Annotated in this window: 21 protein-coding genes; 3 read left to right on the forward strand and 18 right to left on the reverse strand. The window is 67.1% G+C overall.

Features of this window, described 5'->3' with window-relative positions:
* Positions 1 to 12 precede the first annotated feature (12 nt).
* The 13 genes from VCS63_RS22255 to VCS63_RS22315 form a co-directional block, all read right to left on the reverse strand.
* Complete coding sequence (locus VCS63_RS22255; protein WP_323881039.1) at positions 13 to 1,410, reverse strand: FAD-dependent oxidoreductase; 1,398 nt, start codon at positions 1,408 to 1,410, stop codon at positions 13 to 15.
* The gene (locus tag VCS63_RS22260; RefSeq protein ID WP_042793239.1) at positions 1,407 to 2,015 is read right to left on the reverse strand and encodes a cysteine hydrolase family protein; all 609 of its coding nucleotides are present in this window, start codon (positions 2,013 to 2,015) and stop codon (positions 1,407 to 1,409) included. Before VCS63_RS22260 ends, VCS63_RS22255 begins: the two co-directional genes overlap by 4 nt.
* The gene (locus tag VCS63_RS22265) at positions 2,002 to 4,074 is read right to left on the reverse strand and encodes a hydantoinase/oxoprolinase family protein (RefSeq protein WP_323881040.1); all 2,073 of its coding nucleotides are present in this window, start codon (positions 4,072 to 4,074) and stop codon (positions 2,002 to 2,004) included. The genes VCS63_RS22260 and VCS63_RS22265 overlap by 14 nt, the downstream gene beginning before the upstream one ends.
* Entirely contained in the window at positions 4,071 to 5,741 is a 1,671-nt protein-coding gene (locus VCS63_RS22270; protein ID WP_063959803.1) for a hydantoinase B/oxoprolinase family protein, read from the reverse strand. The genes VCS63_RS22265 and VCS63_RS22270 overlap by 4 nt, the downstream gene beginning before the upstream one ends.
* Positions 5,742 to 5,751: 10 nt before the next feature.
* Complete coding sequence (locus VCS63_RS22275; RefSeq protein WP_063642569.1) at positions 5,752 to 6,252, reverse strand: 3-isopropylmalate dehydratase; 501 nt, start codon at positions 6,250 to 6,252, stop codon at positions 5,752 to 5,754.
* Positions 6,249 to 7,517: a 3-isopropylmalate dehydratase large subunit gene (locus VCS63_RS22280; RefSeq protein WP_323881041.1), complete on the reverse strand. Its 1,269-nt coding sequence runs from the start codon at positions 7,515 to 7,517 to the stop codon at positions 6,249 to 6,251. The genes VCS63_RS22275 and VCS63_RS22280 overlap by 4 nt, the downstream gene beginning before the upstream one ends.
* Positions 7,518 to 7,519: 2 nt before the next feature.
* Complete coding sequence (locus VCS63_RS22285; protein ID WP_042793234.1) at positions 7,520 to 8,230, reverse strand: ABC transporter ATP-binding protein; 711 nt, start codon at positions 8,228 to 8,230, stop codon at positions 7,520 to 7,522.
* Positions 8,227 to 8,982, reverse strand: coding sequence for an ABC transporter ATP-binding protein (locus VCS63_RS22290; protein ID WP_042793233.1), 756 nt, complete (start codon positions 8,980 to 8,982; stop codon positions 8,227 to 8,229). Before VCS63_RS22290 ends, VCS63_RS22285 begins: the two co-directional genes overlap by 4 nt.
* Positions 8,975 to 9,946 carry a branched-chain amino acid ABC transporter permease gene (locus VCS63_RS22295; protein ID WP_063959801.1) on the reverse strand — a complete coding sequence of 324 codons (972 nt, stop codon included), beginning with the start codon at positions 9,944 to 9,946 and terminating at the stop codon, positions 8,975 to 8,977. The genes VCS63_RS22290 and VCS63_RS22295 overlap by 8 nt, the downstream gene beginning before the upstream one ends.
* Before the next feature lie 2 nt (positions 9,947 to 9,948).
* A complete protein-coding gene (locus tag VCS63_RS22300; protein WP_042793231.1) occupies positions 9,949 to 10,821 on the reverse strand; it encodes a branched-chain amino acid ABC transporter permease in 873 nt (290 codons plus the stop codon).
* 2 nt (positions 10,822 to 10,823) lie between these two features.
* Positions 10,824 to 12,029: an ABC transporter substrate-binding protein gene (locus VCS63_RS22305; RefSeq protein WP_042793230.1), complete on the reverse strand. Its 1,206-nt coding sequence runs from the start codon at positions 12,027 to 12,029 to the stop codon at positions 10,824 to 10,826.
* Positions 12,030 to 12,046: 17 nt separating this feature from the next.
* The gene (locus VCS63_RS22310; RefSeq protein WP_042793229.1) at positions 12,047 to 12,844 is read right to left on the reverse strand and encodes a GntR family transcriptional regulator; all 798 of its coding nucleotides are present in this window, start codon (positions 12,842 to 12,844) and stop codon (positions 12,047 to 12,049) included.
* 62 nt (positions 12,845 to 12,906) lie between these two features.
* Positions 12,907 to 14,619 carry a sensor domain-containing diguanylate cyclase gene (locus tag VCS63_RS22315; protein ID WP_175201702.1) on the reverse strand — a complete coding sequence of 571 codons (1,713 nt, stop codon included), beginning with the start codon at positions 14,617 to 14,619 and terminating at the stop codon, positions 12,907 to 12,909.
* A gap of 115 nt (positions 14,620 to 14,734) precedes the next feature.
* Between VCS63_RS22315 and VCS63_RS22320 the strand changes: the two genes are divergently transcribed.
* Positions 14,735 to 15,376, forward strand: a complete 642-nt coding sequence (locus tag VCS63_RS22320) for a hypothetical protein (RefSeq protein ID WP_323881042.1) — start codon at positions 14,735 to 14,737, stop codon at positions 15,374 to 15,376.
* Positions 15,369 to 16,478, forward strand: a complete 1,110-nt coding sequence (locus VCS63_RS22325; RefSeq protein WP_323881043.1) for a hypothetical protein — start codon at positions 15,369 to 15,371, stop codon at positions 16,476 to 16,478. The genes VCS63_RS22320 and VCS63_RS22325 overlap by 8 nt, the downstream gene beginning before the upstream one ends.
* A 19-nt stretch (positions 16,479 to 16,497) precedes the next feature.
* Here VCS63_RS22325 and VCS63_RS22330 read toward each other — a convergent pair whose 3' ends face one another.
* Positions 16,498 to 17,034, reverse strand: a complete 537-nt coding sequence (locus VCS63_RS22330; RefSeq protein WP_042793227.1) for a YaeQ family protein — start codon at positions 17,032 to 17,034, stop codon at positions 16,498 to 16,500.
* Between the two features lie 143 nt (positions 17,035 to 17,177).
* Here VCS63_RS22330 and VCS63_RS22335 point away from each other — a divergent pair, with 143 nt between their 5' ends.
* The gene (locus VCS63_RS22335; RefSeq protein WP_323881044.1) at positions 17,178 to 17,822 is read left to right on the forward strand and encodes a LysE family translocator; all 645 of its coding nucleotides are present in this window, start codon (positions 17,178 to 17,180) and stop codon (positions 17,820 to 17,822) included.
* A gap of 52 nt (positions 17,823 to 17,874) precedes the next feature.
* On the opposite strand, the gene VCS63_RS22340 is transcribed toward VCS63_RS22335, so the two are convergent.
* The 4 genes from VCS63_RS22340 to VCS63_RS22355 form a co-directional block, all read right to left on the reverse strand.
* Positions 17,875 to 19,734 carry a dipeptide ABC transporter ATP-binding protein gene (locus VCS63_RS22340; RefSeq protein ID WP_063642575.1) on the reverse strand — a complete coding sequence of 620 codons (1,860 nt, stop codon included), beginning with the start codon at positions 19,732 to 19,734 and terminating at the stop codon, positions 17,875 to 17,877.
* A gap of 17 nt (positions 19,735 to 19,751) precedes the next feature.
* Positions 19,752 to 20,630 (reverse strand): ABC transporter permease, encoded by an 879-nt coding sequence (locus VCS63_RS22345; protein WP_042793225.1) that lies wholly within the window; start codon positions 20,628 to 20,630, stop codon positions 19,752 to 19,754.
* A complete protein-coding gene (locus VCS63_RS22350; RefSeq protein WP_042793224.1) occupies positions 20,627 to 21,571 on the reverse strand; it encodes an ABC transporter permease in 945 nt (314 codons plus the stop codon). Before VCS63_RS22350 ends, VCS63_RS22345 begins: the two co-directional genes overlap by 4 nt.
* Before the next feature lie 129 nt (positions 21,572 to 21,700).
* Complete coding sequence (locus VCS63_RS22355; protein ID WP_323881045.1) at positions 21,701 to 23,212, reverse strand: ABC transporter substrate-binding protein; 1,512 nt, start codon at positions 23,210 to 23,212, stop codon at positions 21,701 to 21,703.
* Between the last annotated feature and the right edge of the window lie 47 nt (positions 23,213 to 23,259).

Raw genomic sequence — 23,259 nt, forward strand, 5'->3', positions numbered from 1 at the left:
GTCTGAAAGATCCTAGGAAAGCTGGCGGCCCAGTAGCGATGCAGCGGTTGCCGCAGCGATATGGCCGCCCGCCACGGCACTGAGCAAGCCATTGCCGGACAGATAGCCGGACACATCGTTGCCCGACACGCCGCGGGCCGCGCCGCCCGCCGCCAGCAGATTGGGCAAGGCGTTGCCCGACTGGTCCAGGACGCGGCAATGCGCGTCGATGTCCAGGCCGCCTTGCGTATGAAACAGCGCGCCGGTGACCTTGATGGCGTGGTAAGGCGCTTGCAGCACGCGTTCGAAGCGGCGTCCATGCGCATCGGCCAGGCCCGGCGCTACTCCCGCGAGCGTCGCGCGCAGCGTGTCCGCGTCGCAGCCGATCATTGCCGCCAGCGCCGTAGCGTCCGCGCAGGTCCTGAGCGCGTGACCCGCCTCGGCCTCGACGAAGTCCGGAAAGCCTCGGGCCAGCGCCAGCGTGCGATCGTCGAATACATTCCAGGCCACGCCGCCTGGCTGCGCCAGCACATGCACGGCGGCCTCGGAATAGCCGTGGGTTTCGTCGTGGAAACGGCGTCCGGCGCCGTTGATCTGGACGCCGCCGTCCATCATCACGGCCCATGAAATCAGCGCGCCCTGCGGCGTGGCCCAGGAACCGTGGCCCTGGTACCCGCCCAGATCGGCCAGCCGCGCCCCCAGTTGCGCGCCCCACTCGATGGCGCTGCCATCGTTGCCCACATGGCCGCCATAGACGGCCCCGCGCATGGCCGGCAGATACTTGTCCACCATCTCCGAATTGCCGCCAAAACCATTGCACGCCAGGATAAGCACGTCGCACCCGATCACATCCATGGACCCGTCCGGCCGCTCGCAGCCCACCGCCGTGATGCGACCGTCGCCATCCGTCCAGATCTGCCGAGCCAGTGCGCGGGTCAGCAGATAGGCGCCGGCGCCAGTCGCGGCGCGCTCCAGCGCGGCCACCAGGGCCGCGCCGGTGCGCTCCGGCAACGTATGCATGCGACGGGCGGAATGGCCCGGGTACAGAAAGCCGTCCAGTACCTCGAAGACCAGCCCGTGGCTTGCCAGCCCATCCATCGCGGCCGCGGCCGCCTCCGTGTAGGCGGCAACCAGATGCGGGGCGGCCGCGCCGCCGGCCTTGGCCTGGATGTCGTCGGCAAAACGCTGCGCGTCGTCCTCAATGCCGGCGGCTCGCTGCACCGCCGACCCCGCCGCAGGAATGAAGCCGGACGACAGCGCGGTGGAGCCGCTGGGCGCGGCGTCGCGTTCGATCAGCACCGTCTCGATGCCGGCGTCGGCCAAACGCAGTGCGGCGGTCAAGCCGCAGGCGCCAGCGCCGATGATCGCCACCGGCACATGCATCTCATCCGCGCCGGGCGCCTTGCCCCGCAGGACCTGCGGCGCGCTCACGAGGCCAGCCTGTCCAGGAAGTCCTGGCAGGACAGCACGTCCGCTACGGTGCGCAAGTCAGCCAGGGAGGCGTCGTGCATTGCCGGCGTGGGCGCGGCGCAGCCATCGGCCAGCACCGCCACGTGATAGTCGCGCATATGGGCGTCGCGCGCCGTGCTCGCGACGCCGCCGTTGGTGACGATGCCGGCAAGCACCACGCTGGAAATGCCGGCGCGCCGCAGCACCCAGTCCAACTGGGTATTGAAGAAAGCGGAATACGCCACTTTCCAGACCGATACATCCACCAGCCCGTCCAGTTCGGCCACATTGGCCTGCCCTTTGGAGCCGGCGACGAAATCGCCCTTGCGCAGGAAGGGCCGCAACTGGCGCAGATGCGGCGAGATCATGGGTTCGCCATGTGCGTCCGGCCACAGCGTGAATTGGCTGGCTGCCACGAAACCGCCCCGTGCCTTGAGCGCGCGGGCCACGGGCGCCACGCGCGCGGGCAAGGCGCGTGCCTGCGGGCTGACCGCGCCACCGCGGTCATAGGCGCCGCCGGGCGCCAGGAAGTCGTTCTGCAGGTCGATGATGACCAGCGCGGTGCTGCGGGGATCAAAGGCCGACATTGGCGCTCTCCGGGGAAGGCTGGCGGGCAATCAGCAGATTGCCCAGCGAATCGACCTGGCCGGCAAAGCCCGGCTCGATCCATATCGTGGTGTCCGGCTGTTCAAGAATGGCGGGACCGCCCACTTCGGCGCCCACCGGCAGGTCCAGCCGCGCATAGCGCACGGCGTCGTGCCACTGGCCGCCATGAAAGACCGCCTGCGTTCCCAGCGCAGCCGGCATCTCGCTGCGAGTCGGCGCCAGCAGCGCCAGGTCGAACTTGGGTCGCTGGCCGATACGCGCATAACGCAAGTTCAGGATGCGCACCGCGATACCGTCCAGGCTGCGCCCGAAGGCGGCGCGGTAGGCCCGGTCAAAGGCGGTTTCGATCCCCGCGCGGTTCAGTTCGTCTCGGCCGATTTCGACCCGCACGGTATGGCTTTGGCCTACGTACAACATGTCCAGCTCGATGCTTTCGCGTATGCCTTCAAAGCTCACGCCCGCGGAATCCAGCCGCTCCTGGCAAGCCTGGGCCAGGCCGTCGATGCGAGCCAGCAGGTCCTCGGCATCCAGTGCGCTCAGCGCCACGTTCAACGTCTGCACGCCGTCGTGCCGCATGTCGGCCATGACGCAGCCCAGGGCCGAGGTCACGCCGGGGTAGCGTGGCACGATGCCGCGCACCGCATCCACTTCGTTCATCATGGCGCAGACGTGCAACGCGCCGCCGCCGCCAAAGGGCATGTAGGCGAACTTGCGCGGGTCATGGCCACGTTCGATGGACACGACGCGGATCGCGCCGGCCATCTTGGCATTGGCCACGGTAAGAATGGCTTCGGCCGCGGCATGCACCTCCAGGCCCAGCGGTTTGGCCACGTGCTCCTCGATGGCGGCTCGCGCCAGCGATACGTCCATGGTGGCCAGCAGACCGCCGCCCAGCGGACGCTCGGCCGCGATGCGGCCCAACAGCACGTTGGCGTCGGTGACGGTGGGCCGGGTATTGCCCCGGCCATAGCAGGCCGGCCCCGGCACGCTGCCGGCTGACTCCGGGCCCACCTGGAGCAGGCCGCCCGCATCCACGCTCGCGATCGAGCCGCCGCCCGCGCCTATGGTTTCGATCTGGATCATGGGCGCGCGCACCACCATGCCGAAATCGATGGCGGTCTGGGCCGAGAGCGAAGCCTCCCCGTCCGCCACCAGCGACACGTCGAACGAGGTGCCCCCCATGTCGCCGCTGACCACGTTGGGAAAGCCGGCGGCCCGCGCGATGGCGGCGCAGGCGATCACGCCCGCGGCCGGACCGGAAAGCGCCGTGCGCACCGGCACGTCGCAGGCCGTCTGGCGCGACATCACGCCGCCATTGCTCTGCACCACCAGCAACTCTCCGCCGAAGCCGTTTTCCTTCAGGTCCGACTCCAGCCGGGTCAGGTAACCGCCCACCACCGGCTGCAACGAGGCATTGAGCACCGCCGTGGAGCAGCGTTCGAATTCACGGATTTCCGGCAGCACCTCGGTGGCTGCCGTCACGTTGCCGTTGGGCCAAAGCGCGCGCACGCAGGCCGCTGCCTGCGCCTCGTTGATCGGGTTGGCATACGCATTGACAAAAAACAGGCAGACCGCGTCGCACCCCTGCTCCAGCAACTGGCGGGCCGCGGCCTCGACCTGGGCGAGGTTCACCGGCGTATGCACGGTGCCGTCCGCCAGCACCCGCTCTTCGACTTCCAGGCGCAGATCGCGGGGAACCACGGGCTCGTAGTTGCCGCGCAGGCCCCAGGTCTGCGGCCGGTCGCGCCGCCGCATTTCCAGCACGTCGCGAAAACCCGCGGTGGTGATGATGCCGGTGCGCGCCACCTTGCGCTCCAGCAATGCATTGGTGCCCACCGTGGTGCCGTGCACGATGGTGCCGATGGCGTCGGCCCCGTCGGCCACGCGGGCAATGCCGTTCATGAAGCCACGCGCTTCCTCGCCACGCGTGGAAGGCACCTTTACCACGCGAGCGGTGCCGCCCGCCTCGTCCAGCACGAATATGTCGGTGAACGTGCCGCCCACGTCCACGCCCACCACCAAGCCTTGTGCCGCGCTCATGCCGCCTGCTCCTTCAGATTGCCGCTTACGTAACCCATTTTGCGGTCGTGCTCGCGCGCTTGCTGCGTGCGCGCGGCGGGCTCGCCATAGCCGCCCCCGCCGGGCGTTTCCAGGCGCACCCGATCGCCGCGCTTGAGCTGGATGCCCAGCATCTTTGAACTCATGGGCGGAGAATGCCAACCGCCGTCCTGCTGATAGCGGAAGACGTTCAGCGCCGCCTCCTTGCCGCCGGCAATGCCCTTGGGCGCGCTCTTGCCGCGTTCACCGAAGATGAATGCCTCGGCGCTGTCTTCCAGCAGTTCGATTTCATAGATTGCGCCCAATCCGCCCCGGTGCGCGCCGTCGCCCGCCGAATCCGGACGCAGCGCCCATTGCGTGAAACGCACCGGGTAGGCCGCTTCCAGGATTTCCAGCGGCGGGATGGTGGCCGTGGAGATCGGCGCGTTGCCGTGGCTGAGGCCGTCGCCATCGGAATGGCCGCCGTGGCCGCCGCCAAAGAAGCTGAACATCACCCAGCGCTGGCCGCGCCGCGCGGGATCGCTGCGGTAGCCGGCGATCGACAAGGCATTGATGGTGCCGTAGGCCTGGGCCAGCGCGCGCGCCGGCTCTGCCTGGGCCATGGCGCAGAAGATGACGTCGATCATGCGCAGGATGGTCTCCGTATAGCCGCCGACCGGGCGCGGACGGTCCGCCGAAATCACCAGGCCTTCCGGCAGCACCACCTCCACCGCATCCAGCACGCCGGCATTGGCCGGCACATCCGGGAACAAGTGCTTCAACGCGACGTAGCACGCCGCGATGGCCGTGGCGCGCGAAATATTCACCGGGCCGGCGCAGGCCGGCGAAGTGCCGGTGAAGTCCAGCATCAGGCGGTCGCCCTGGACCTTGAGCTTGAGCGCGATGCGCAGCGGCTCATCGCGCACGCCATCGTTGTCCAGCATGTCCTCGAAGGCGTACTCACCGTCAGGCAGCCGCGAGATGTGATCGCGCATCAGGCGGCGGGCTCGTTCCCGCAGCGTGTCCAGGGACTCCAGCACAGTGGCGTCGCCGTACTCGTCGAGCAGCCCGTCCAGCCGGCCCGCGCCCAGTTCCAGCGCCGCGAGTTGCCCGTTCAGGTCGCCCCACAGGCTGTCGGGCAATCGAGTGTTGGCTTTCAGGATAGCCAATACGTCCTGGTCCAGCACACCCGCGCGCACGATGCGCACCGGCGGTATCTGCACAGCCTCCTGCCAGCATTCCGTGGCGGCGGGGTTGTAATTGCCGGGCACCGCGCCGCCCACGTCGTGCCAATGGGCCGCCGACGCCAGGAAGCAGAACAGCCTGCCGCCGCGGAACACCGGACGCACCAGCTTGAAATCGTTGGCGTGGGTGCCGCCTTCATAGGGGTCGTTGAACAGCCAGACATCGCCGTCGACCATGCCGCCCCGCTCGGCGGCCGCCTTGGCCGCGGCCTTGACGGCAAAGGCCATCGCGCCCACGAACACCGGCAGCCCGGACTTGCCCTGTATCAGCGTGGCGCCGGTGGCCGCGTCGTACATGCCATGGCACGCGTCGTGGGCTTCGGCAATGATGGGGTTGAACGCGCTGCGATACAGCGTGGCGTCCATTTCGTCGGCGATCTGTTCCAGGCGGCCCTTCAGGACCGCAAGTGTGACGGGATCAAGCATGATGTGATTCCTAATGAGTCTTGCGCTGTTTCAGCAGATTCAGCAGTCCGCCGGCCTGCACCATTTCCAACAGGAAGCCGGGCACGGTGTCGCACTGCAACGCCGCGGATCCGCCCGTGGCGCGGCGGATCCGGCCGGCGGCGGGGTCCAGGACGATGCGTTCGCCCTCTTGCAGGGTTTCGGCCTGCTCGCAGGTCAGCAGCAGCAGGCCTACGTTGAAGGCATTGCGGAAATACAGGCCGTTGAAGGACGGCGCCACCACCGCGGCAATGCCCAGGCGCACGAGCGCCGCGGCAGCCTGCTCGCGCGAGGAACCGATGCCGAAGTTGGGACCGGCCACCAGCACGTCGCCCGGCCGCGCGTTGGCGGCGAATTCGGGCCGCACCCGTTGCAGGCAATGGCGGGCAATCTCGTCGATGCCGAATTTCATGTAGGCGCCCGGCGCCAGCGCATCGGTGTCGATATCCGCGCCCACCCGCCAGACGCGGTGCGTCGTAGACTGCTCGGTCATGCCATGAACTCCCGGGGATCGGCGATGCGGCCGGCGACGGCCGAGGCTGTCACCGTATAGGGCGAGGCCAGGTAGACCTGCGCCGTCTCGGAGCCCATGCGTCCTTTGAAATTGCGCGCCGTGGTGGAAATGACGTTGGCACCATCGGGAATCGAGCCGCCGTAGCCCGCGCAGGCGCCACAGGACGTGGCGAACACGTCCGCGCCAGCGTCGCGCAGCACCTGCATCACCCCTTCCTGTTCGGCCAGGGCCTGATCCTTCTGGCTGGCCGGCGCCACCATCAGGCGCATGCCGGCAGCAAGCCTGCGGCCGCGCAGCACGCTGGCCGCGGCGCGCAAGTCCTCCAGCTTGGCCCCGGTGCAGGCGCCGATGTAGGCCACCTCCACCGGCACATTGCCATACTGGTCCACGTCGCGCGCATTGGCCGGACTGTGGGGCGCAGCAACCTGCGGCGCCAGCGCCGCGGCATCGAAATCGTGCCATTCCGCCTGCGCGCCTTCGTCGCTGCGCCAACGCCCCAGGTCCAGCTCGCCGGTAACACCGGCCTCCCGCAGATACGCGGCGGTGGTTTCATCCGGCGCGATCAGGCCGACCTGCGACCCGAGTTCCGCGCTCATGTTGGACAGCGTCATGCGCTCCTGCATGGACAGCGCGCGCACTGCCTCGCCGCAGAATTCCACCGCCTGGTAACGGCCGCCGTTCATGCCATAGCGGCCGATCATGCGCAACATCATGTCCTTGGCCGTCACGCCCGCGGGCAGCCGGCCGTTCCAGCGCATCATCAGGGTCTGGGGCACCTTCACCCAGATCTGCCCGGTGACGGCCACGCCCAGCATTTCAGTGCTGCCGATGCCGAACATATAGGCGCCGAAGGCGCCGCCAGTGGGCGAATGCGAATCCCCGCCGACGCAGAACATACCAGGACGGATATGCCCATGCTGCGGCACCACCACGTGGCAGATGCCGACCGAGTCATACACATTGGGCAGTTGCTGCCCCGCCGCCCAGTTGCGGGCAATGCGCACGATGCGGCGCGACTCGTCGTCGGATTCGGGCACATAGTGGTCAATGACCAGCACCACTTTCGAGGGATCCCACAACGTCGCGCCCAGCTCCTGCAGCATGGGCTGCAGGCGGCGCGGACCGCTGGAATCATGGAACATGGCCAGGTCTACCGCACAGGTGACGATTTCACCCTCGGCGACGGAAGAACGGCCGCAAGCCGCCGCAATCAGCTTCTGGGCCAGCGTTTGAGGCTCAGCCATGGCTACATCCCGAGGTAAGCGCGGCGCACGTCGTCGCTGGCCAACAATTCCGGACAGGCGCCGCTATAGCGCACCGCCCCGTTTTCCAGCACATAGGCGCGCTGTCCCGTTTCCAGGGACTGGCCCACATTCTGTTCGACCAGCAAGATGGCCAGCCCCTCGCCATGCAGGCGTCCGATCAGGCCGAAGAGCTCTTCGACCATCAGCGGCGACAAGCCCAGCGAGGGCTCGTCCAGGATCAGCAGACGCGGCTCGGCCATCAGGCCGCGCCCGATCGCCAGCATCTGCTGTTCGCCGCCCGACATGGTGCCGGCCAGTTGCCCCAGGCGTTCGCGCAAGCGCGGGAAGATCTGCAGCACCTTGTCCAGGTTGGCCGCGCGCCGTTCGCGCGCCCGCGTGAAGGAACCCAGCTCCAGGTTTTCGCGCACGCTCAGGTTGGGAAACACCCGCCGCCCTTCCGGCACCTGGATCAAGCCCGCCTTGACCACGTCGCGGTAGTGGCGGCCGGTCAGGTCCTGGCCCTCGAAGCGCACCGCGCCGCCCCAGGGCCGGCAAAGGCCGCACACGGTGTTGTTCAGCGTGGACTTGCCAGCGCCATTGCTGCCCAGCAGCACCACGATCTCACCCTCGTCCACCCGCAGGTCGACGCCGCGCAGCACTTCCATGCGGCCGTAGCCGGCGCGCAGTCCCTGGACTTCCAGCAGCGCGCTCATGCCGGGGCCCCCTGCGCGGCCAGCCTGGCCGCCGCGCCCTGGCCCAGATAGGCCTCGACCACCGCCGGGTCGCGAGTGACCTCGCCCGGCGTGCCGGAGGCGATCAAGCGGCCCTGCGCCAGCACCCACACATGTTCGGCCAGGCTCATCACCGCGCGCATCACGTGTTCGATCATCAGCACGGTCACGCCGTCGTCGGCCAGCTTTTTCACCACCGGTATCATCTCGTCGATCTCGCTCGGATTGAGCCCCGCCAGCACCTCGTCCAGCAGCAGCAGGCGCGGCCGCGTTGCCAGAGCGCGCGCCAGTTCCAGGCGCTTGCGTCCCGCCACGGTCAGGTCCGCCGCCGGCCGGTCCAGCAAGGACTGCAGGTTGACCCGCGCCGCGACGGCCTCGGCCGCTTCCAGCGCCTCGCGGCGGTTGCCCAGCCGCAAATGCGCGCCCACCGCAATGTTCTGCCGCACCGTCTGCGCGCCGAAGGGCTGCACGATCTGGAAGGTGCGGGTCAGCCCCAGCCGGGCTGACTCGTGGGGCGGACGGCCGGTAATGTCGCTGCCCGCGAAATGCACCGAACCGGAACCCGGCTTGAGAAATCCGGACAGCAGGCCGAACAACGTGGTCTTGCCCGCGCCATTGGGACCGACCAGCGCGGTCAGCGAACCCTGGCGCACGTCCAGGCTCACGTCCTGGACCGCCTTCAGGCCGCCGAATGTGATGGAAAGATTGCGCGCTTGCAGAAGGATCTCAGACACGGACGCGCTCCTTTGCCCGGAACAGGCCGCTCAGCGCCTGGCCGCTGCCAGTAATGCCGCGCGGCAGGAACATCACGATCACGATCAGCACCACCCCGTAGATGACCATGCTGATGCCCGGCAATTCGCCGAACAGGTTGCGCGTGAGGTCGCTCAACGCGTGCAGGGTGACCGCACCGAGCACGGGTCCCCACAGGGTGCCCAGTCCGCCCACGATGGCGCCGACCAGCGCTTCTACCGACACCGCCGAGCCGAAGGCGATGCCCGGGTCGATGTACTGGAACACCTGCACGTAGAAGGCGCCCGCCGCGCTCATGAAGGCCGCCGACAGCGCGATCCCGCCCAGCTTGACGCGCAGCGGATTCACGCCGACGGCGCGCGCCGCGTCCTCGTTGTCGCGCACGGCCTGCAGATAAGCGCCAAAGCGCGAATGACGCAGCCAGGCCGTGACGGCCAGCGCCAGCAGCACGAAGGCCAGCAGCAGATAGATGTAACCCCGGCGCGAACCGAACTGCATGTTGGCCAGGCCTTCCTGCAGCGGCACCATCAGTCCCACCCCGCCCCCGGTGAACGACACCGACAGCGCCAGGATGCGGAACACTTCCGCGAACGCCAACGTCACCAGCGCGAAATAAGAGCCTTTCAGGCCGTAGCGGAAGGTCAATCCGCCCACCGCCAGTCCGACCAGAGCGCCCAGCGCGATCGCCATGGGCAGCGCCAGCCAGGGATTGATGCCGAGGTTCAGCTGCCCCAGTGCCTGCGCATAGGCACCCACGCCGAAGAACAGCGCATGGCCGAACGACAGCTGGCCGCCATATCCGCCCAGGATGTTCCAGGCCTGGGACAGCAGGGCCGCGTACAGCGACATCATCACGAACGTCAACGCCACGCCCGATTCGGTCAAGGCGGCCGCGGCCGCCAGCGCCGCGCCGAACAACGCGATAGTCAATAGATCCTTGCCCATGGTCAGCCCCTCGCCCCGAACAGCCCCTGCGGGCGAAACAGCAGCACCGCGATGAAGATCGCGAATATGCCCATCTGGCCCAGCGAGTCGCCCAGGAACAGGCCCCCGATGGATTCCACTACCCCGATCAGCAAGCCGCCGACCAGCGCGCCTACGAAACTGCCCATGCCGCCCAGCACCACAATGGTGAAGGCCACCAGGACGAAACCGCCGCCTACCTGCGGATTCACGTAATAGGCGGGCAACAGGAAGCACGCCGCCGCTCCCAGGCAAGCCATGCCGATGCCGAATGACAGCGCGTAGACCTTTTCCACGTCGATGCCCATCAGCTTGGCGCCCTGCTTTTCCTTGGCCACCGCGCGGATTGCCCGGCCCAGGTCCGTGCTGCGGATGATCCAGAACAGCACCGCGGCCACCGCCAGCGCGCCGCAGAAGGCGATGATCTTCGGCAAGGCGATCATCGCTGGCCCGATCTCGACGGTAGCAAGCGTGTAGGCCGTGTCGATGGTGCGCGTGTCCGACTTGAACCACACCAGGGCCAGGTTTTCCAGCACGATGGCCAGGCCCAGCGTCACCAGCAGGATGTTCTCGTCCTTGCCGTGGCTGGCGCGGTTGATCACATAGCGCTGCAGCGCATAGCCCAGGACGAACATGCCGGCCACCACCAGCGGCAACGCGGCATAGGGGTCGATGCCCAGGCGATCCTTGAGCAGGTACACGGCATACAGCGCCACCATCAACGCCGCGCCATGCGCGAAGTTGATGATGTGCAGCACGCCGTAGATCAAGGTCAGGCCCAGGGCGATCAGTGCGTACACCGCGCCCGTGGTCAGGCCATTGAGCACCGAGGAAAAAAGGATGGCGGGATCAAGCACGCTCAGGCCTTCAGCGGGAAAATGGCGTCGGCCTGGCGGTAATCGGCAGGGATGACCACCTTGATGTCCCCGCCGATCACTTGCGTCAGCAGGGGCTGCGCCCCTGTGTTCTGGCCGTTCACGAACTTGGTCGGACCGTAAGGCATGAGGTGATCGGCGAACGTGCTGGCAGCCAGCGCGTCGATGATGGCGGCGCGATCGGCCGACTTGGCGCGCTCCAGCGCATCGGCCAGCAACAGCACCGAGGTATAGGTCATGAACACCTCGTAGCTGAAGTAAGCGCCCTTCTCCTCCACGCGCGCCTTCAGGGGCGCCACGCGGGCATCCTTGGGATTGAACCAGTGGTTGCAGTCGAGGATGCCGTTGGCGATGTCGGGGAATTCCTTCAGGAACTTGTAGCTGGAAGCCGCGCCGCCCAACACGGAGTAGATCGCCTTGGGCTGCACCTTCTGCTGCTTCATGGCGCGCAGCAGCAATGCGTATTCGTTGTAGTAGTTGGCCGGGATCACGATGTCCGGATTGAGGGACTTCATGCGCAGCACAATGTTGTTGAAGTCGCGCGTCGGGTTCGGGTGCTTGACCACGTCTTTCACTTCGAAGCCGTGCTGCGGCAGCGCCTTGGACAGCAGCGCCGCGGTGCCGGTGCCAAACAGCGAATCCTCGTGCACGATCATCACGGTCTTGGCCGGCTTGCCCGCCGCATCGTTGAGCGCCGCCAGGTCCGTGATGGCGCGTTCGCTACAGGCGCGGTAGCCCGGGCCGAAGCGAAAGGTGTTCTTCAGGCCGCGCTCGACGATCTGATCCGCCACGCCCACATCCACCACATGCGGCAGGTTGTACTTGGCCGCGGTCTGGGTGGTAGCCAGGCAGATTGCCGATGCGTAGGCGCCGACGATGGCCGACACGCCCGCTTCGTTCATCTTCTCGACTTCGGCGGATCCCGCCTCGGGCCGCGACTGCGCATCGCCCAGCATGGCCTCCAGCGGCGCGCCGCCCAGCGACTTGATGCCGCCGGCCTTGTTGATGTCCTCGATCGCGAGCAGCGCGCCCAAGCGGCATTGCTGGCCCGAATAGGCCAGCGCGCCCGTCACCGGATGCAGGATCCCGACCTTCACAGGCTTGGCGCCCTGGGCGCGGACCACCCACGGCGCCGACACGAGGGCGGCCGCGGCGGCGGATTGATAGAGGAAAGTGCGGCGCGAATTCATGGGCGATCTCCGAGGGTTCAATGGAATTGGGCGGACAGCTCTTCGCTGACCCAGACCTTGGCGTCGATGCTGCCGACGCGTGACAGCTGCAACTGGTACTGATAGCGATCCGGCCGGTACAGGCCCTGCAGCAATTGCACGGGCCGCTCGTCCACATCGCGCACGATGCGCGTCACGGCTAGCAGCGCCGAACCCACGGCCACGTCCAGGTGACGCGCCACCTGCGCATCGGCCAGCCGCGCCGAAATGGTCTGCGTGGCGCCGCCGAACTCCACGCCGGCTGCCTCCAGCAGCATCAGCAAGGGTTCGCGCTCCAGGTCTTCGCGGGTGAAATCGGCCACCGCCTGCGGCACATAGGTAGTGATGTGGGACAACGGGCCGGCCTCGGTGCTGCGCACGCGCAGGCTTTTGTGCACGGGCGCGCCGGGCGCGAGGTCCAGCGCCTCGGCCACGACCGGCGGCGCCGACACCAGGGTGCTGTCCAGAACCCGCACCGAGGTGCGCAGGCCCATGTTGACGATGTTTTCCAGCAACCCGGTCAGATGCGCCTTCTGCTGCGGATTCGATTTAGGCGCGCTGGACGGGCTCGCCGGCGCGCGCAGCGGCCAGGTGCCCAGGCCGGGCCGGCGCGACACCAGACCGTCGGCGACGAGCATTTCCATGGCTTTGCGGATGGTGATGCGGGCCACGTCGAACTGGTCTGCCAGCGCGTGCTCTCCTGGCACGCCATCCTGATCGAAACGCCCCTCCTGCACCTGTTCGCGCAGGACGAGATAGATCTGGTGGTACTTCGGAAGCGGTAGTGAGGTTCCCATGACGGGAACTCTATGAGTGTCCTAATGTACCGTCAATGGAACAAATGCAATTGAGGGTTGTTCTATCGGGAAAACACTGAGGGGGCCGCCTCGATGCGATTGCGCCCGCGCTGCTTGGCGTAATAGAGGGCGCGATCGCTGCGGCTGAGGGCCAGTTCGGCGTCCGCGTCCAGCGTGTGCATGGTCGAAATGCCGATGCTGACGGTCAGGGGGATGTGGCGGTCGTCGCCGAGCGAAAACGGCGCGGCAGCGATGCGTTGCTGCACGCGGGTGGCAAAGGCGTGCGCGCGTTCGATGTCGGTATCCGGCAGCACCACGGCGAATTCTTCGCCGCCGATGCGCCCCACCAGGTCGACCGCGCGCAACTGGGCCCGCAGCGTATTGGCGAAGTGCTGCAGCACCCCGTCCCCAATGGCGTGTCCCCAGGTGTCGTTGATGCGCTTGAAATGGTCCAGGTCGCACATCAGCACGGCAGCGCAATCGCTGCCCTGCCGCTTGATGCGAGCCAGTTCCGCCGCAATGCGCGACATGAAGTGGCGCCGGTTCGGCAGCGTGGTCAGGGCATCGGTGGCGGCGAGTTCTCGCAATTCGAAATCGGCCCGCTTGCGGTCCGTGATGTCGGTGACGAAGCCATGCCATACGACGGTGCCGTCCGGCCCCTTGCGGGGGCTGGCATCTCCCTGGCGCCAGCGCAGGCCCTGCTGCGGCAGGCAGACGCGGAACTCCAGGTGCCACGGCGTCTGCGCCGCCGCCGCGGCCTGCAGGGACGCGTGATAGGTAGCCAAGTCCTCCGGATGGACGCGCTGCTCGATCGCCGCGGGACTGACGCGCACGTCGTAGGGCGTGAGTTCGAACATGTCCCAGATGCCCGCGCTGACATACAGGAAGCGCGACCCGCCCTCGGGCCGCTGGCCGCACTGGAACACCATGCCCGGCACGGCGTCGGTCAGGTTTACCAACAGGTCGGCCGTGCGCCGCAGGCGCTCGGACATGGCGCGCATGGCGCTGATGTCGGTGGTGGTGCCCATCATGCGCAAGGCCCTGCCCTCGGCATCGCGGCTGACGACTTTGCCCCGGCTGCAGATCCACTTGTAACTGCCGTCCTTGCAAAGGATGCGGTGTTCGACCTCGTAGCTTTCGGTCTTGCCCTCGAAATGCGCCTGCATGGCGGCGCGCACATAGTCGGCGTCGTCCGGGTGCAGGCGCTTGTAGGAGTCTTCGATGCGATTGGTGACTTCGGATTCGGCGTACCCCAGCAACGCCTTCCAGCCCGGTGAGTACGTGATCTCCCCGGTTACGACGTTGCGGTCCCAGATGCCGGTGCCGCTGCCCGCGATGGCCATGGACAGATTGCGCGCCTCGTCCCGCCAGCTGTCTTCCGCTGCCCGTTCCTCCGCCAGGGCCTGGCGCTTCTCCACGGCGGCGGCCGCCAGTTCGGCAAAATCGCGCAGTGCGTCCAGGTCATCGTCAGCGAATTCGCGTGGCGCCCCATGCAGGAGGCGAAACGTGCCCATCTGCCGGCCATCGGCCGCGCGCAGCGGGCAATCCACGGAAAAAGGAAGGGATCCCGGTTCGGCGCAAGCGGCGGGTAGCGCGCCTGCGTGGGCCTGCCAGACGCCATCGGCATCGCTGCAGGCCACCAGCACCATATCCACGCCGAAATGCCGCCTGGCCAGGCGCGCAAGCCGGTCCAGGGGACCGTCGAGCCCGGTTTGCACATTTTCCGCGCAGCCGGCGCGCGCAGATGCAGGGGGAACGTCACCTGGTGTGGGCATTTCTGGACCTGATTCAACACGGATTATCGGTATGGTCATGCCGGTGACCATGACTGACATTCTGTCACGCTCTGCACCAAAATAGCATCATTTTGAACGATATGATCGCCAGCCTATGGAACACCCTATCCGCGTGCCCTCAGGCTGGCTGCAACAGGCCAGGCTTCTGCTCCTGGCCTTCCTGCTAAGCCTCTGTGGCGGCGCCGCCGGCGCCCAGCCATTCGACCTGCAGGCGGAGAACGCCCGCTACCGGCAATGGCTGGCGGACTTCCGCGCCGACCTCCTGCGCCTGCGGCAGTCTCCCGACCCGGCCGCGGCCGATATTGACAGCCTGTTCGCGCGGACCATCGTGCCAGGCTCCCGCGCCACCCAGCTAGTCAAAACGCTGGGCGAGGCGCGCGGCGACTCCACCAGCGGCGAAATCCACTTTGCGGGCTTCGCGCGCGTCTTCCTGGCCGCCCTGGCCGACTCGGTGGTGGCGGGCGACGGCGGCGACTTCCCCGAGACCCAGGCCAAGTACCAGAAACATGTACTGCGCGTCCGTTACATGCATGTGGACGGCGACGGCCGGCTAGAGCCCTATTTCAACAATCCGGAAGTCTTCAAGCCCTACCGCCTGCCCCAGGCCGGCACCCTGGAGCGCAATGCCTATCCCTTCCTGCTGTTCGAGGACCGCGACGGCAAATTGCGGCTGGGCGGCGTATCCAGGGAGTTCTGGGACCTGGTGAAGTTCATGGATGCGCTGCAATATGCTTGAACGCCTTGCCCTTGCCCTGAGCGCCATCGCCTATGCCGGCGGCGCGGCGGCCTGCGGCCCCGCTCCCGTCGATTTCACCGCGTCCGTGGCGCTGAAGGCCGTGCCCGTGTCGGCCGGCCTGGGCGACGACCGCGTCCTGCTGGGCCTGCATGGCGAACGCGTTGCCGCCCGTAACACGCCGGTCTGGGTGGACGAGACCGGCGACCCGCTGCCGCGGACCTGGATGGACAAGGTCGATTGGTCCGCCTACCAGCTGGACGGCGTCGATCAGGCGCCCGCGCGCCTCTATTTCGATGCCGACGGCCGGCTGTGCCGCGCCGAACGTTATGAGCTGCCGCCGCGCAACGCCCAGGGCGCCGCGCCCTTCCTGTCCGGCGGCTACGCGCTGGAATACGACGCCGCGGGCGCCCTGACGCGCGTGGTCGAATACGAGCAGACGGAGTACCGGCGGCCCGCCGCCTACGCGGCAAGCCGCCAGACCTGCCTGCGACGCGACGCCCGGGGCGCGCTGAGCGCCTTCATCAACGAGGGTTGCGGCAGCGCGCAAGAGCCGCAAGGCGGCCGCTTCTATGCGCGCGACGCCGACGGTCGCCTGCTGCGCGCCATCGACAGCACCGCGCAGGGCGGCGCCTTCCGGGTCCAGGCCTATGACGCCGAAGGCCAGCCGCAGCAGCGCTATCTGCGTCGCTACTCTCCCGGGGAAAGCGACAGGTCCTATGCCGATATCGAGACTGCGGCGCGGGACTCCCGCCCCTACGCGCTGAAACGGGAAGAACTGGGCAGCCTGTCAGCCGAGGTTCCGGGCAACGAGTGGCGCATCGTGCGCATCGCCGACGAAATACCGGTGAACGACTCGGACATGCAATCCTGGGATCCCCGCACGCAGACCATCCTGGCCCAGGGCGTAACCGACCCCAAGGGCCGCGCGCCGCTCGCGGCGGACGTTCAGGCACGCGTGTGGCAGGCCATGAACGACAAGCCCGGCCGGATCTTCTGGTATTCAGACCCCATGAGCCGGGTGCTGCTGGTGCCCGCGATGGACGAGGCCCGCTGGCGGGCCTGCGCGGATCCGGCGAACCCGTCCGCCGACGCCTGCGGCTGAGGCGGCCGGCGCGGCACGCCTAGCGCCAGGTTTCCGGCTCGATGCTGACCTCGCCCTTGTCGGCCGAGAAGTACACCACGCCATCGGAGATGTTGGCGTTCAGCCGCATGGTGCGCTCGGCCAGCTGGGCCAGGGCCTTGCTCTGGTCGGACGGCAGGTTGACGATCTTCAGGTTGCGGGTGCGTTCCAGCTTGTTCTTCACACCGTCCCACCAGATCTTGCTGGCGGAGCCGCCGTAGCAATAGACGATGACTTCCTCGGCGCGGCCGCAGGCGCGCAAGATGCGGCGCTCTTCGGGCTGGCCGACTTCGATCCACAGCTTGACCGCGCCGGTCAGGTCCTTGACCCACAGGTCGGGCTCGTCGGTGTCGCTCAGTCCCTTGGTGAAGGCCAGTTCCTCTTGCGCATGCAGGGCGTAGGCGACCAGCCGCACCATCATGCGCTCGTCGGTTTCCGAGGGGTGGCGGGCGACCGTCAGCGAGTGGCTGCCGTAATAGTGGCGGTCGGTGTCGGCGACGTTGAGCTCGGCCTTGTAGATGGTGGCGCGCAGGGCCATGGCAAAAATCCGTTGAATGTGGCGAATTGCTGAAGGCCGCCATGATAACGCCTGCCGCACCGTACCCGATGGCCGCGCGCGCCCTCGCTGCGGCGCTACACTGAATCTCTGCGTTTCGCCCCCCTTGTCACCGGACCCCGCCCATGACTCCCAACGCCGCCCTGCTCGCCTTTACGCTGGCCGCCGCCATTCTGACTATCACTCCCGGCATGGATAGCGCCCTGGTGTTGCGCACCGCGGCCGTGGAAGGCAGCCACCGCGCCCTCATGGCGGGACTGGGCGTCGCCACGGGCTGCCTGGCATGGGGAGCGGTGGCCGCATTCGGCCTGGGATCGCTGCTGCTGGTATCGACCCTGGCCTACGATGCGTTGCGCATCTGCGCCGCGCTGTATCTGTTCTATCTGGGCGTGAAATTGCTGTGGGGCGCGCGGGCCGGCAAACAGGCCGCCCATGGCGCCGCCGCCCGGCCCGCGCCGGCCGCGGCCGCCAGCGCCAGCGGCTGGTTCATGCGCGGCTGCCTGACCAACGCCCTCAATCCCAAGATCGGGATTTTCTACATCACCTTCCTGCCGCAGTTCATTCCGGCGGGCGCGGACGTGCTGCGCTTCAGCCTGCTGCTGGCGGGCATACACGCCGTGCTGGGCATTCTATGGTTCGCCGTGCTGGTGGCCGCGACGCGCCCGCTGGCACGCTGGCTGTCGCGGCCCGCCGTGATGCGCGGCCTGGACCGCATGACGGGCGCGGTATTCATCGCCTTCGGGCTGAAGCTGGCGCTGGAGAAGCGCTAGCCCGCTGGCCCGACATGCCGGCGCGGCGCCCGCCGGCATGCCTCTCCCTGCCTCAATACACCCCGATCGGGTGGCGGGCCACGAAATGGCCCTCGCCCACCGCGACCAGCGGCTCCACCAGGGGATCGTCGCCGAGCTTGCGCATCGGGCTGGGGATCTCGTCCACCAGCAAGGACCGCTCGCGGTGGCGGCGCTGCGGATCGGCGATGGGCACGGCCGCCATCAACTTCTTGGTGTAGGGATGCTGCGGATTCTCGAAAATGGCCCGGCGCGGGCCGATTTCGACGATCTGCCCCAGATACATCACCGCCACCCGATGGCTTACGCGTTCAACCACCGCCATGTCGTGGGAAATGAACAGGAACGACACGCCCAGCTCGCGCTGCAGGTCCAGCAGCAGATTGACGATCTGTGCCTGGATCGACACGTCCAGCGCCGAGACGGACTCATCGGCGATCACCACCTTGGGGTTCAGCGCCAGGGCGCGGGCGATGCAGATGCGTTGGCGCTGGCCGCCCGAGAACTCGTGCGGATAGCGGTCGATCATTTCGGGCAGCAGCCCGCATTTGTCCATCAGCCAGCGCACACGGTCCTGCGCCGCCTTGCCGCGGGCCACGCCGTGGATCAGCAAGGGCTCCATGATGGAATAGCCCACGGTCATGCGCGGGTCCAGCGAGGCGAACGGGTCCTGGAAGATGAACTGGATGTGGCGGCGCAGCGTCTGCATGGCGCTGCCGCGCAAGGCGCCGATGTTCTTGCCGTCGAATTCGATGCTGCCGGCCTTGCTCTTGACCAGTTGCAGGAGCGAGCGGCCCGTGGTGGTCTTGCCGCAGCCGGACTCGCCCACCAGCGACAGGGTCTCGCCCGGATACAGGTCGAAGCTGACTTTCTCCACGGCGTGCACCCGCTTCTGCACCCGGCCGAGAATACCGCCGGTGATATCGAAACTGGTCGTCAGGCCGCGGACTTTCAGCACCGGACCGTTCTCGCGCCGCACGGTGGAAGCCGCCGCCACCGGCTCCGCGGGCGCCTGCGGCCGGGATGCGCCGTCGTCCACGCGCAGCAGCGGAAACGGCGCGGGCTCGTCCGTGCCCTGCATGGCGCCCAGGCGCGGCACCGCCGACAGCAGCGCGCGCGTGTAGGCATGCTGCGGACGCGCAAAGACTTCGTCCGAACCGCCCTCCTCGACCTTGTCGCCGCGGTACATGACCAGCACGCGATCGGCCACTTCGGCCACCACGCCCATATCGTGCGTGATGAAGATCACGCCCATGTCCATTTCCTCCTGCAACTGGCGGATCAATTGCAGGATCTGGGCCTGGATGGTCACATCCAGGGCCGTGGTCGGCTCGTCGGCGATCAGCAACTGGGGCTTGCACGACAACGCCATGGCGATCATGACGCGCTGGCGCATGCCCCCCGAAAGCTGGTGCGGATAGCGGTCCAGGATGGCGCGGGCCTCGGGGATGCGCACGCGTTCCAGCATGCGCAGCGTCTCGGCGCGGGCCGCGGCCGCGTCCAGCCCCTGGTGCAGTTGCAGGGCCTCGGCAATCTGGTTGCCCGCCGTGAAGCTGGGATTCAGCGACGTCATGGGCTCCTGGAAGATCATGGCCACGTCCGCGCCGCGCACACGCTGCAGCGTGCTGTCGGGCGCATTGAGCAGGTCCAGCACCTCGCCGTTGCGCCGGCGCAGCAGCATGCCGCCATTGACGATCCGGCCGCCGCCGTATTCGACCAGGCGCATCAGCGCCAGCGACGTGACCGATTTGCCGGAACCGGATTCGCCCACGATGGCCAGGGTTTCGCCGCGGTCGACGTGGAAGGAGACTTTGCGCACCGCTTCCACGGTGCGTTCGGGCGTCTTGAAGCGCACGGTCAGGTCATTGACCTGGACGACGCGCTTGGGGTCCATTGTTGTTGCCATGGTGATTACTTTTCCTGGCGCGGATCAAGCGCGTCGCGCAACCCGTCGCCCAGCAGATTGAAGCCCAGCACCACCAGGAAAATGGCCGATCCGGGGAAGATCGACATCCAGGGCGCCTGGGTCATGAAGTTCTTGGCCGTGTTCAGCATCGACCCCCAGGACGGGTTCGGGGGTTGCAGCCCCAGGCCCAGGAACGACAGGCTGGCCTCGGCGATGATGGCGGTGGCGATGGTGATGGTGGCTTGCACGATCAAGGGCGGCATCACGTTGGGAAACACGTGCCGGCCGATGATGCGCAGGTCGGATGCGCCCAGGGCGCGCGCGCTCTGCACGTAGTCCTCGTTCTTGACCGCCAGCACCTGCCCTCGCGTGAGCCGGATGAACTTGGGCGCGGCCGAGACACCGATGGCGATCATGGCATTGGTCAGGCTGGGGCCGAGGAAAGCGGCCAGCGCAATGGCCAGGATCAGGAACGGAATCGCCAGCAGCGCTTCCGTGGCGCGCGAGATGACGCTGTCGGTCCAACCGCCGAAATAGCCGGCGGCCAGGCCGAACGGCACACCCACCGCCAGCGCGATCAGGACGGACACCAGACCCGCCATCAGGGAAGCGCGGGCACCATAGACCATGCGGCTGAAAATGTCGCGGCCCAGTTCGTCCGTGCCCAGCCAGTACGATGCCGAGGGCGCCTTGCGGATGGTGGTGAAGCTGGTCTGGAAGGGATCGTGGCTGGCGATCAGCGGCGCCAGGATGGCCACCACGACAAAGAACAGCACGATCCCCAGGCCCAGCATGGCGATGTGATTACGTTTGAATTTGGCCCAGGCGCGATTGCGGCTGCGGGGCGGCGTGACGGCAGCGGCCGTTGCAGGAATTGCGCTCATGAGTGCCTCAGGCGGGGATTGACCAGGATGTAGAGGATGTCGGCCAGCAGGTTCATGATGATGAAGCCCACCGCCACGCAGAGCACCACGCCCTGCACCACCGCGTAGTCGCGCGTAAAGACCGCGTCGACCACCAGCTTGCCGAAGCCCGGAATGGTGAAGACTTGCTCGGTCAGCACGGCGCCGGCCAGCAATTCGCCGAACAGTAGCGTCACGAGGGTGACGATGGGCATCAGCGCATTGCGCAAGGCGTGGCGCAGCACCACGCTGCGCGGCGACACGCCCTTGGCGCGCGCGGTGCGCACATAGTCGGCCGACAGAGCTTCAAGCATGGCCGACCGCGTATGTCGCATCAGGTAGGCGGCGATGGCCGTGGACAGGACCAGCGACGGCATCAGCATGGTCTTGATCGACAGCCAGAAATCCTCCGAGGGCGACACATAGCCCGAGGCCGGCAGCAGCTTCCATTGCACCGACACCACCATGATGAGGATGATGCCGAGCCAGAAGTTGGGAATGGACATGCCGGATAGCGCGGCGATATTGGCGCCCATTTCTACGGGCTTGCCCTTGCGCACGGCAGCGATGATCCCCATGGGAATCCCGATCAGCAGCGCGAAGAACATGGCCATGGCGGCCAATTGCAGCGTGACCGGCAGCTTCTGGCCGATCAGCGTGGTGACGGGCACGTCCGTGCGCAGCGATTTGCCTAGGTCGCCCTGCACAACCTGGGCGGCCCAGGCGGCGTACTGCACGGGCAGCGGATCGTTGAGACGGTATTTTTCCCGCAGGTAGTCCAGGACGGCCGGATCGCGTTCTTCGCCGGCCAGGGTCAACACCGGATCGCCGGGCAGGATTTTCTGCAGCATGAAGACGATCATCGACACCAGTATCAGTGTCGGTATCGCGACGATCACGCGGCGCAAGATGAGTTTAAGCATATGAGAAACCGTAAGACAGGAACGGCGGACGGGGGCCGGAGAATAAACCGCGGCGCCCCGCCGCCGCAAACGACAACCGGACGCGCAAGGCGCGTCCGGCTGGCGCGGCGCGTAACTGCCGCGCCACGATCACTTCTGCGCGAACGTCACGCCTTTCAGGCGGATCATGCCGTCGGGATAGGGAGTGAAGCCCTTGACCTTCTTGGCCATGGCGAAGGGCCAAGGCTGGTAGTAGTTATACACCCCGGGCAATTCGTCCTGGATGATGACTTGCGCCTGGTCGTAGATGGCGCGGCGCTTGGCCTCGTCCGGCACGGTGCGGGCTTCGTTCAACAGCTTGTCCACTTCCGGGTTGCAGTAGTGGCCATCGTTCAACGCGCCCTTGCAGGTGACGAAAGCATGGATGTTGCCGTCGGGATCGACCCGGCCCGACCAACCCAGCATCACAACCTGGAAGTTGCCGCCGGCCGATTCCTTCTGCAGGGCAGCGTATTCGGTCGGACGCAGGGATAGATCGAAGCCCGCCTCGGACGCCATGGCCTGCACGATCTCGGCGATCGACGAGGTCGTGGTGTTGTTGCCGAACATGACCTCGGCCTTCACGCGTTCAAAGCCCGCCTGCTTGAGCAGGGCCTTGGACTTGGCGACGTCGCGCTGGGTCGGAGGGAATTTGTCGCTGTGGTAGGGACTGGCCGGAGGGAACGGCTGCTGGGCCGGATCGAAGATGCCGCCGCCGGCCACTTCACTGATGGCCTTGCGGTCGATGGCGTACTGGAACGCCTGGCGCACCAGCTTGTTCTTGAACGGATTGTCTTCCGCGCGCTTGCCATTGGCCACGTTGAACATGAACTGCTGGAAGCCCAGGCCCGCCACCGGTGCGAAGGTCAGGCTGGCGTCGGACTTGACCTGCGGCACGTCGGATGGATTCAGGCGTTCCAGCATGTCCAGGTCGCCCGCGCGCAAGTTGGACAGGCGCACGGTGGTATCCGGAATCGGCAGGAAGGTCACGCGCTTGAAGGCGAAATCCTTGGCATCGTAGTACTGGTCGAATTTCTCGAGCACGATACGATCGTTCTGGATGCGTTCGACGAACTTGTAAGGCCCGGAGCACACCGGCTTGCGGCCCACGGCCGCGACGTCGTCCGAGAACGTCTTGGGCGAAAGCATCATCCCCGCGCGGTCGGACAGCTGGGCCAGCAAAGTGGCGTCGGGCTTTTTCAGCGTCAGCACCAGGGTCGTGGCGTCGGGCGCGTCGACCTTTTCCACCGAAGCCAGCTCGCCCTTGCGCAGGCTGTCCGGCAAGGACATGGCCCGCTCCAGGTTGGCTTTGGCGGCAGCGCCGTCGAACTTGGACCCATCGTGGAACAGCGCGTCCTCGCGCAGCTTGAAGGTCAGCACCTTGTTGTCCGGGCTGAATGACCACGAGGTGGCCAGCTGCGGCACGAAGTGCAGCTTGGGATCGATATCGATCAGCTTGTCGCAAAGCGACGTGAACACGATGCGGCCCACATACGTGCGCGCCCGGTGCGGGTCGAGCACGTCCGGATCTTCCTGCAGGCCGATCCGGATGTTCTGGGCAGAAGCCGCGCCCGCGGCCAGCGCCAGCAGGCTGGCGCCGAAGGTCAAGGTCAAGCGCTTCATTGTGTTTATTCCCCTTGTGGTTGCAGTGCGTACATATTTTGCCGCCG

This window comes from Achromobacter sp. D10, assembly GCF_035282245.1.
GTDB classification, from domain to species: domain Bacteria; phylum Pseudomonadota; class Gammaproteobacteria; order Burkholderiales; family Burkholderiaceae_B; genus Achromobacter; species Achromobacter insolitus.

Coding starts and splice junctions, on each gene's coding strand:
- VCS63_RS22335 (WP_323881044.1), top strand. CDS start 17,178: ATGACTCCCAACGCCGCCCTGCTCGCCTTTACGCTGGCCGCCGCCATT.
- VCS63_RS22295 (WP_063959801.1), bottom strand. CDS start 9,946: ATGGGCAAGGATCTATTGACTATCGCGTTGTTCGGCGCGGCGCTGGCG.
- VCS63_RS22275 (WP_063642569.1), bottom strand. CDS start 6,252: ATGACCGAGCAGTCTACGACGCACCGCGTCTGGCGGGTGGGCGCGGAT.
- VCS63_RS22310 (WP_042793229.1), bottom strand. CDS start 12,844: ATGGGAACCTCACTACCGCTTCCGAAGTACCACCAGATCTATCTCGTC.
- VCS63_RS22315 (WP_175201702.1), bottom strand. CDS start 14,619: ATGCCCACACCAGGTGACGTTCCCCCTGCATCTGCGCGCGCCGGCTGC.
- VCS63_RS22305 (WP_042793230.1), bottom strand. CDS start 12,029: ATGAATTCGCGCCGCACTTTCCTCTATCAATCCGCCGCCGCGGCCGCC.
- VCS63_RS22325 (WP_323881043.1), top strand. CDS start 15,369: ATGCTTGAACGCCTTGCCCTTGCCCTGAGCGCCATCGCCTATGCCGGC.
- VCS63_RS22355 (WP_323881045.1), bottom strand. CDS start 23,212: ATGAAGCGCTTGACCTTGACCTTCGGCGCCAGCCTGCTGGCGCTGGCC.
- VCS63_RS22345 (WP_042793225.1), bottom strand. CDS start 20,630: ATGAGCGCAATTCCTGCAACGGCCGCTGCCGTCACGCCGCCCCGCAGC.
- VCS63_RS22340 (WP_063642575.1), bottom strand. CDS start 19,734: ATGGACCCCAAGCGCGTCGTCCAGGTCAATGACCTGACCGTGCGCTTC.
- VCS63_RS22330 (WP_042793227.1), bottom strand. CDS start 17,034: ATGGCCCTGCGCGCCACCATCTACAAGGCCGAGCTCAACGTCGCCGAC.
- VCS63_RS22280 (WP_323881041.1), bottom strand. CDS start 7,517: ATGGCTGAGCCTCAAACGCTGGCCCAGAAGCTGATTGCGGCGGCTTGC.
- VCS63_RS22350 (WP_042793224.1), bottom strand. CDS start 21,571: ATGCTTAAACTCATCTTGCGCCGCGTGATCGTCGCGATACCGACACTG.
- VCS63_RS22270 (WP_063959803.1), bottom strand. CDS start 5,741: ATGCTTGATCCCGTCACACTTGCGGTCCTGAAGGGCCGCCTGGAACAG.
- VCS63_RS22260 (WP_042793239.1), bottom strand. CDS start 2,015: ATGTCGGCCTTTGATCCCCGCAGCACCGCGCTGGTCATCATCGACCTG.
- VCS63_RS22320 (WP_323881042.1), top strand. CDS start 14,735: ATGGAACACCCTATCCGCGTGCCCTCAGGCTGGCTGCAACAGGCCAGG.
- VCS63_RS22285 (WP_042793234.1), bottom strand. CDS start 8,230: ATGAGCGCGCTGCTGGAAGTCCAGGGACTGCGCGCCGGCTACGGCCGC.
- VCS63_RS22265 (WP_323881040.1), bottom strand. CDS start 4,074: ATGAGCGCGGCACAAGGCTTGGTGGTGGGCGTGGACGTGGGCGGCACG.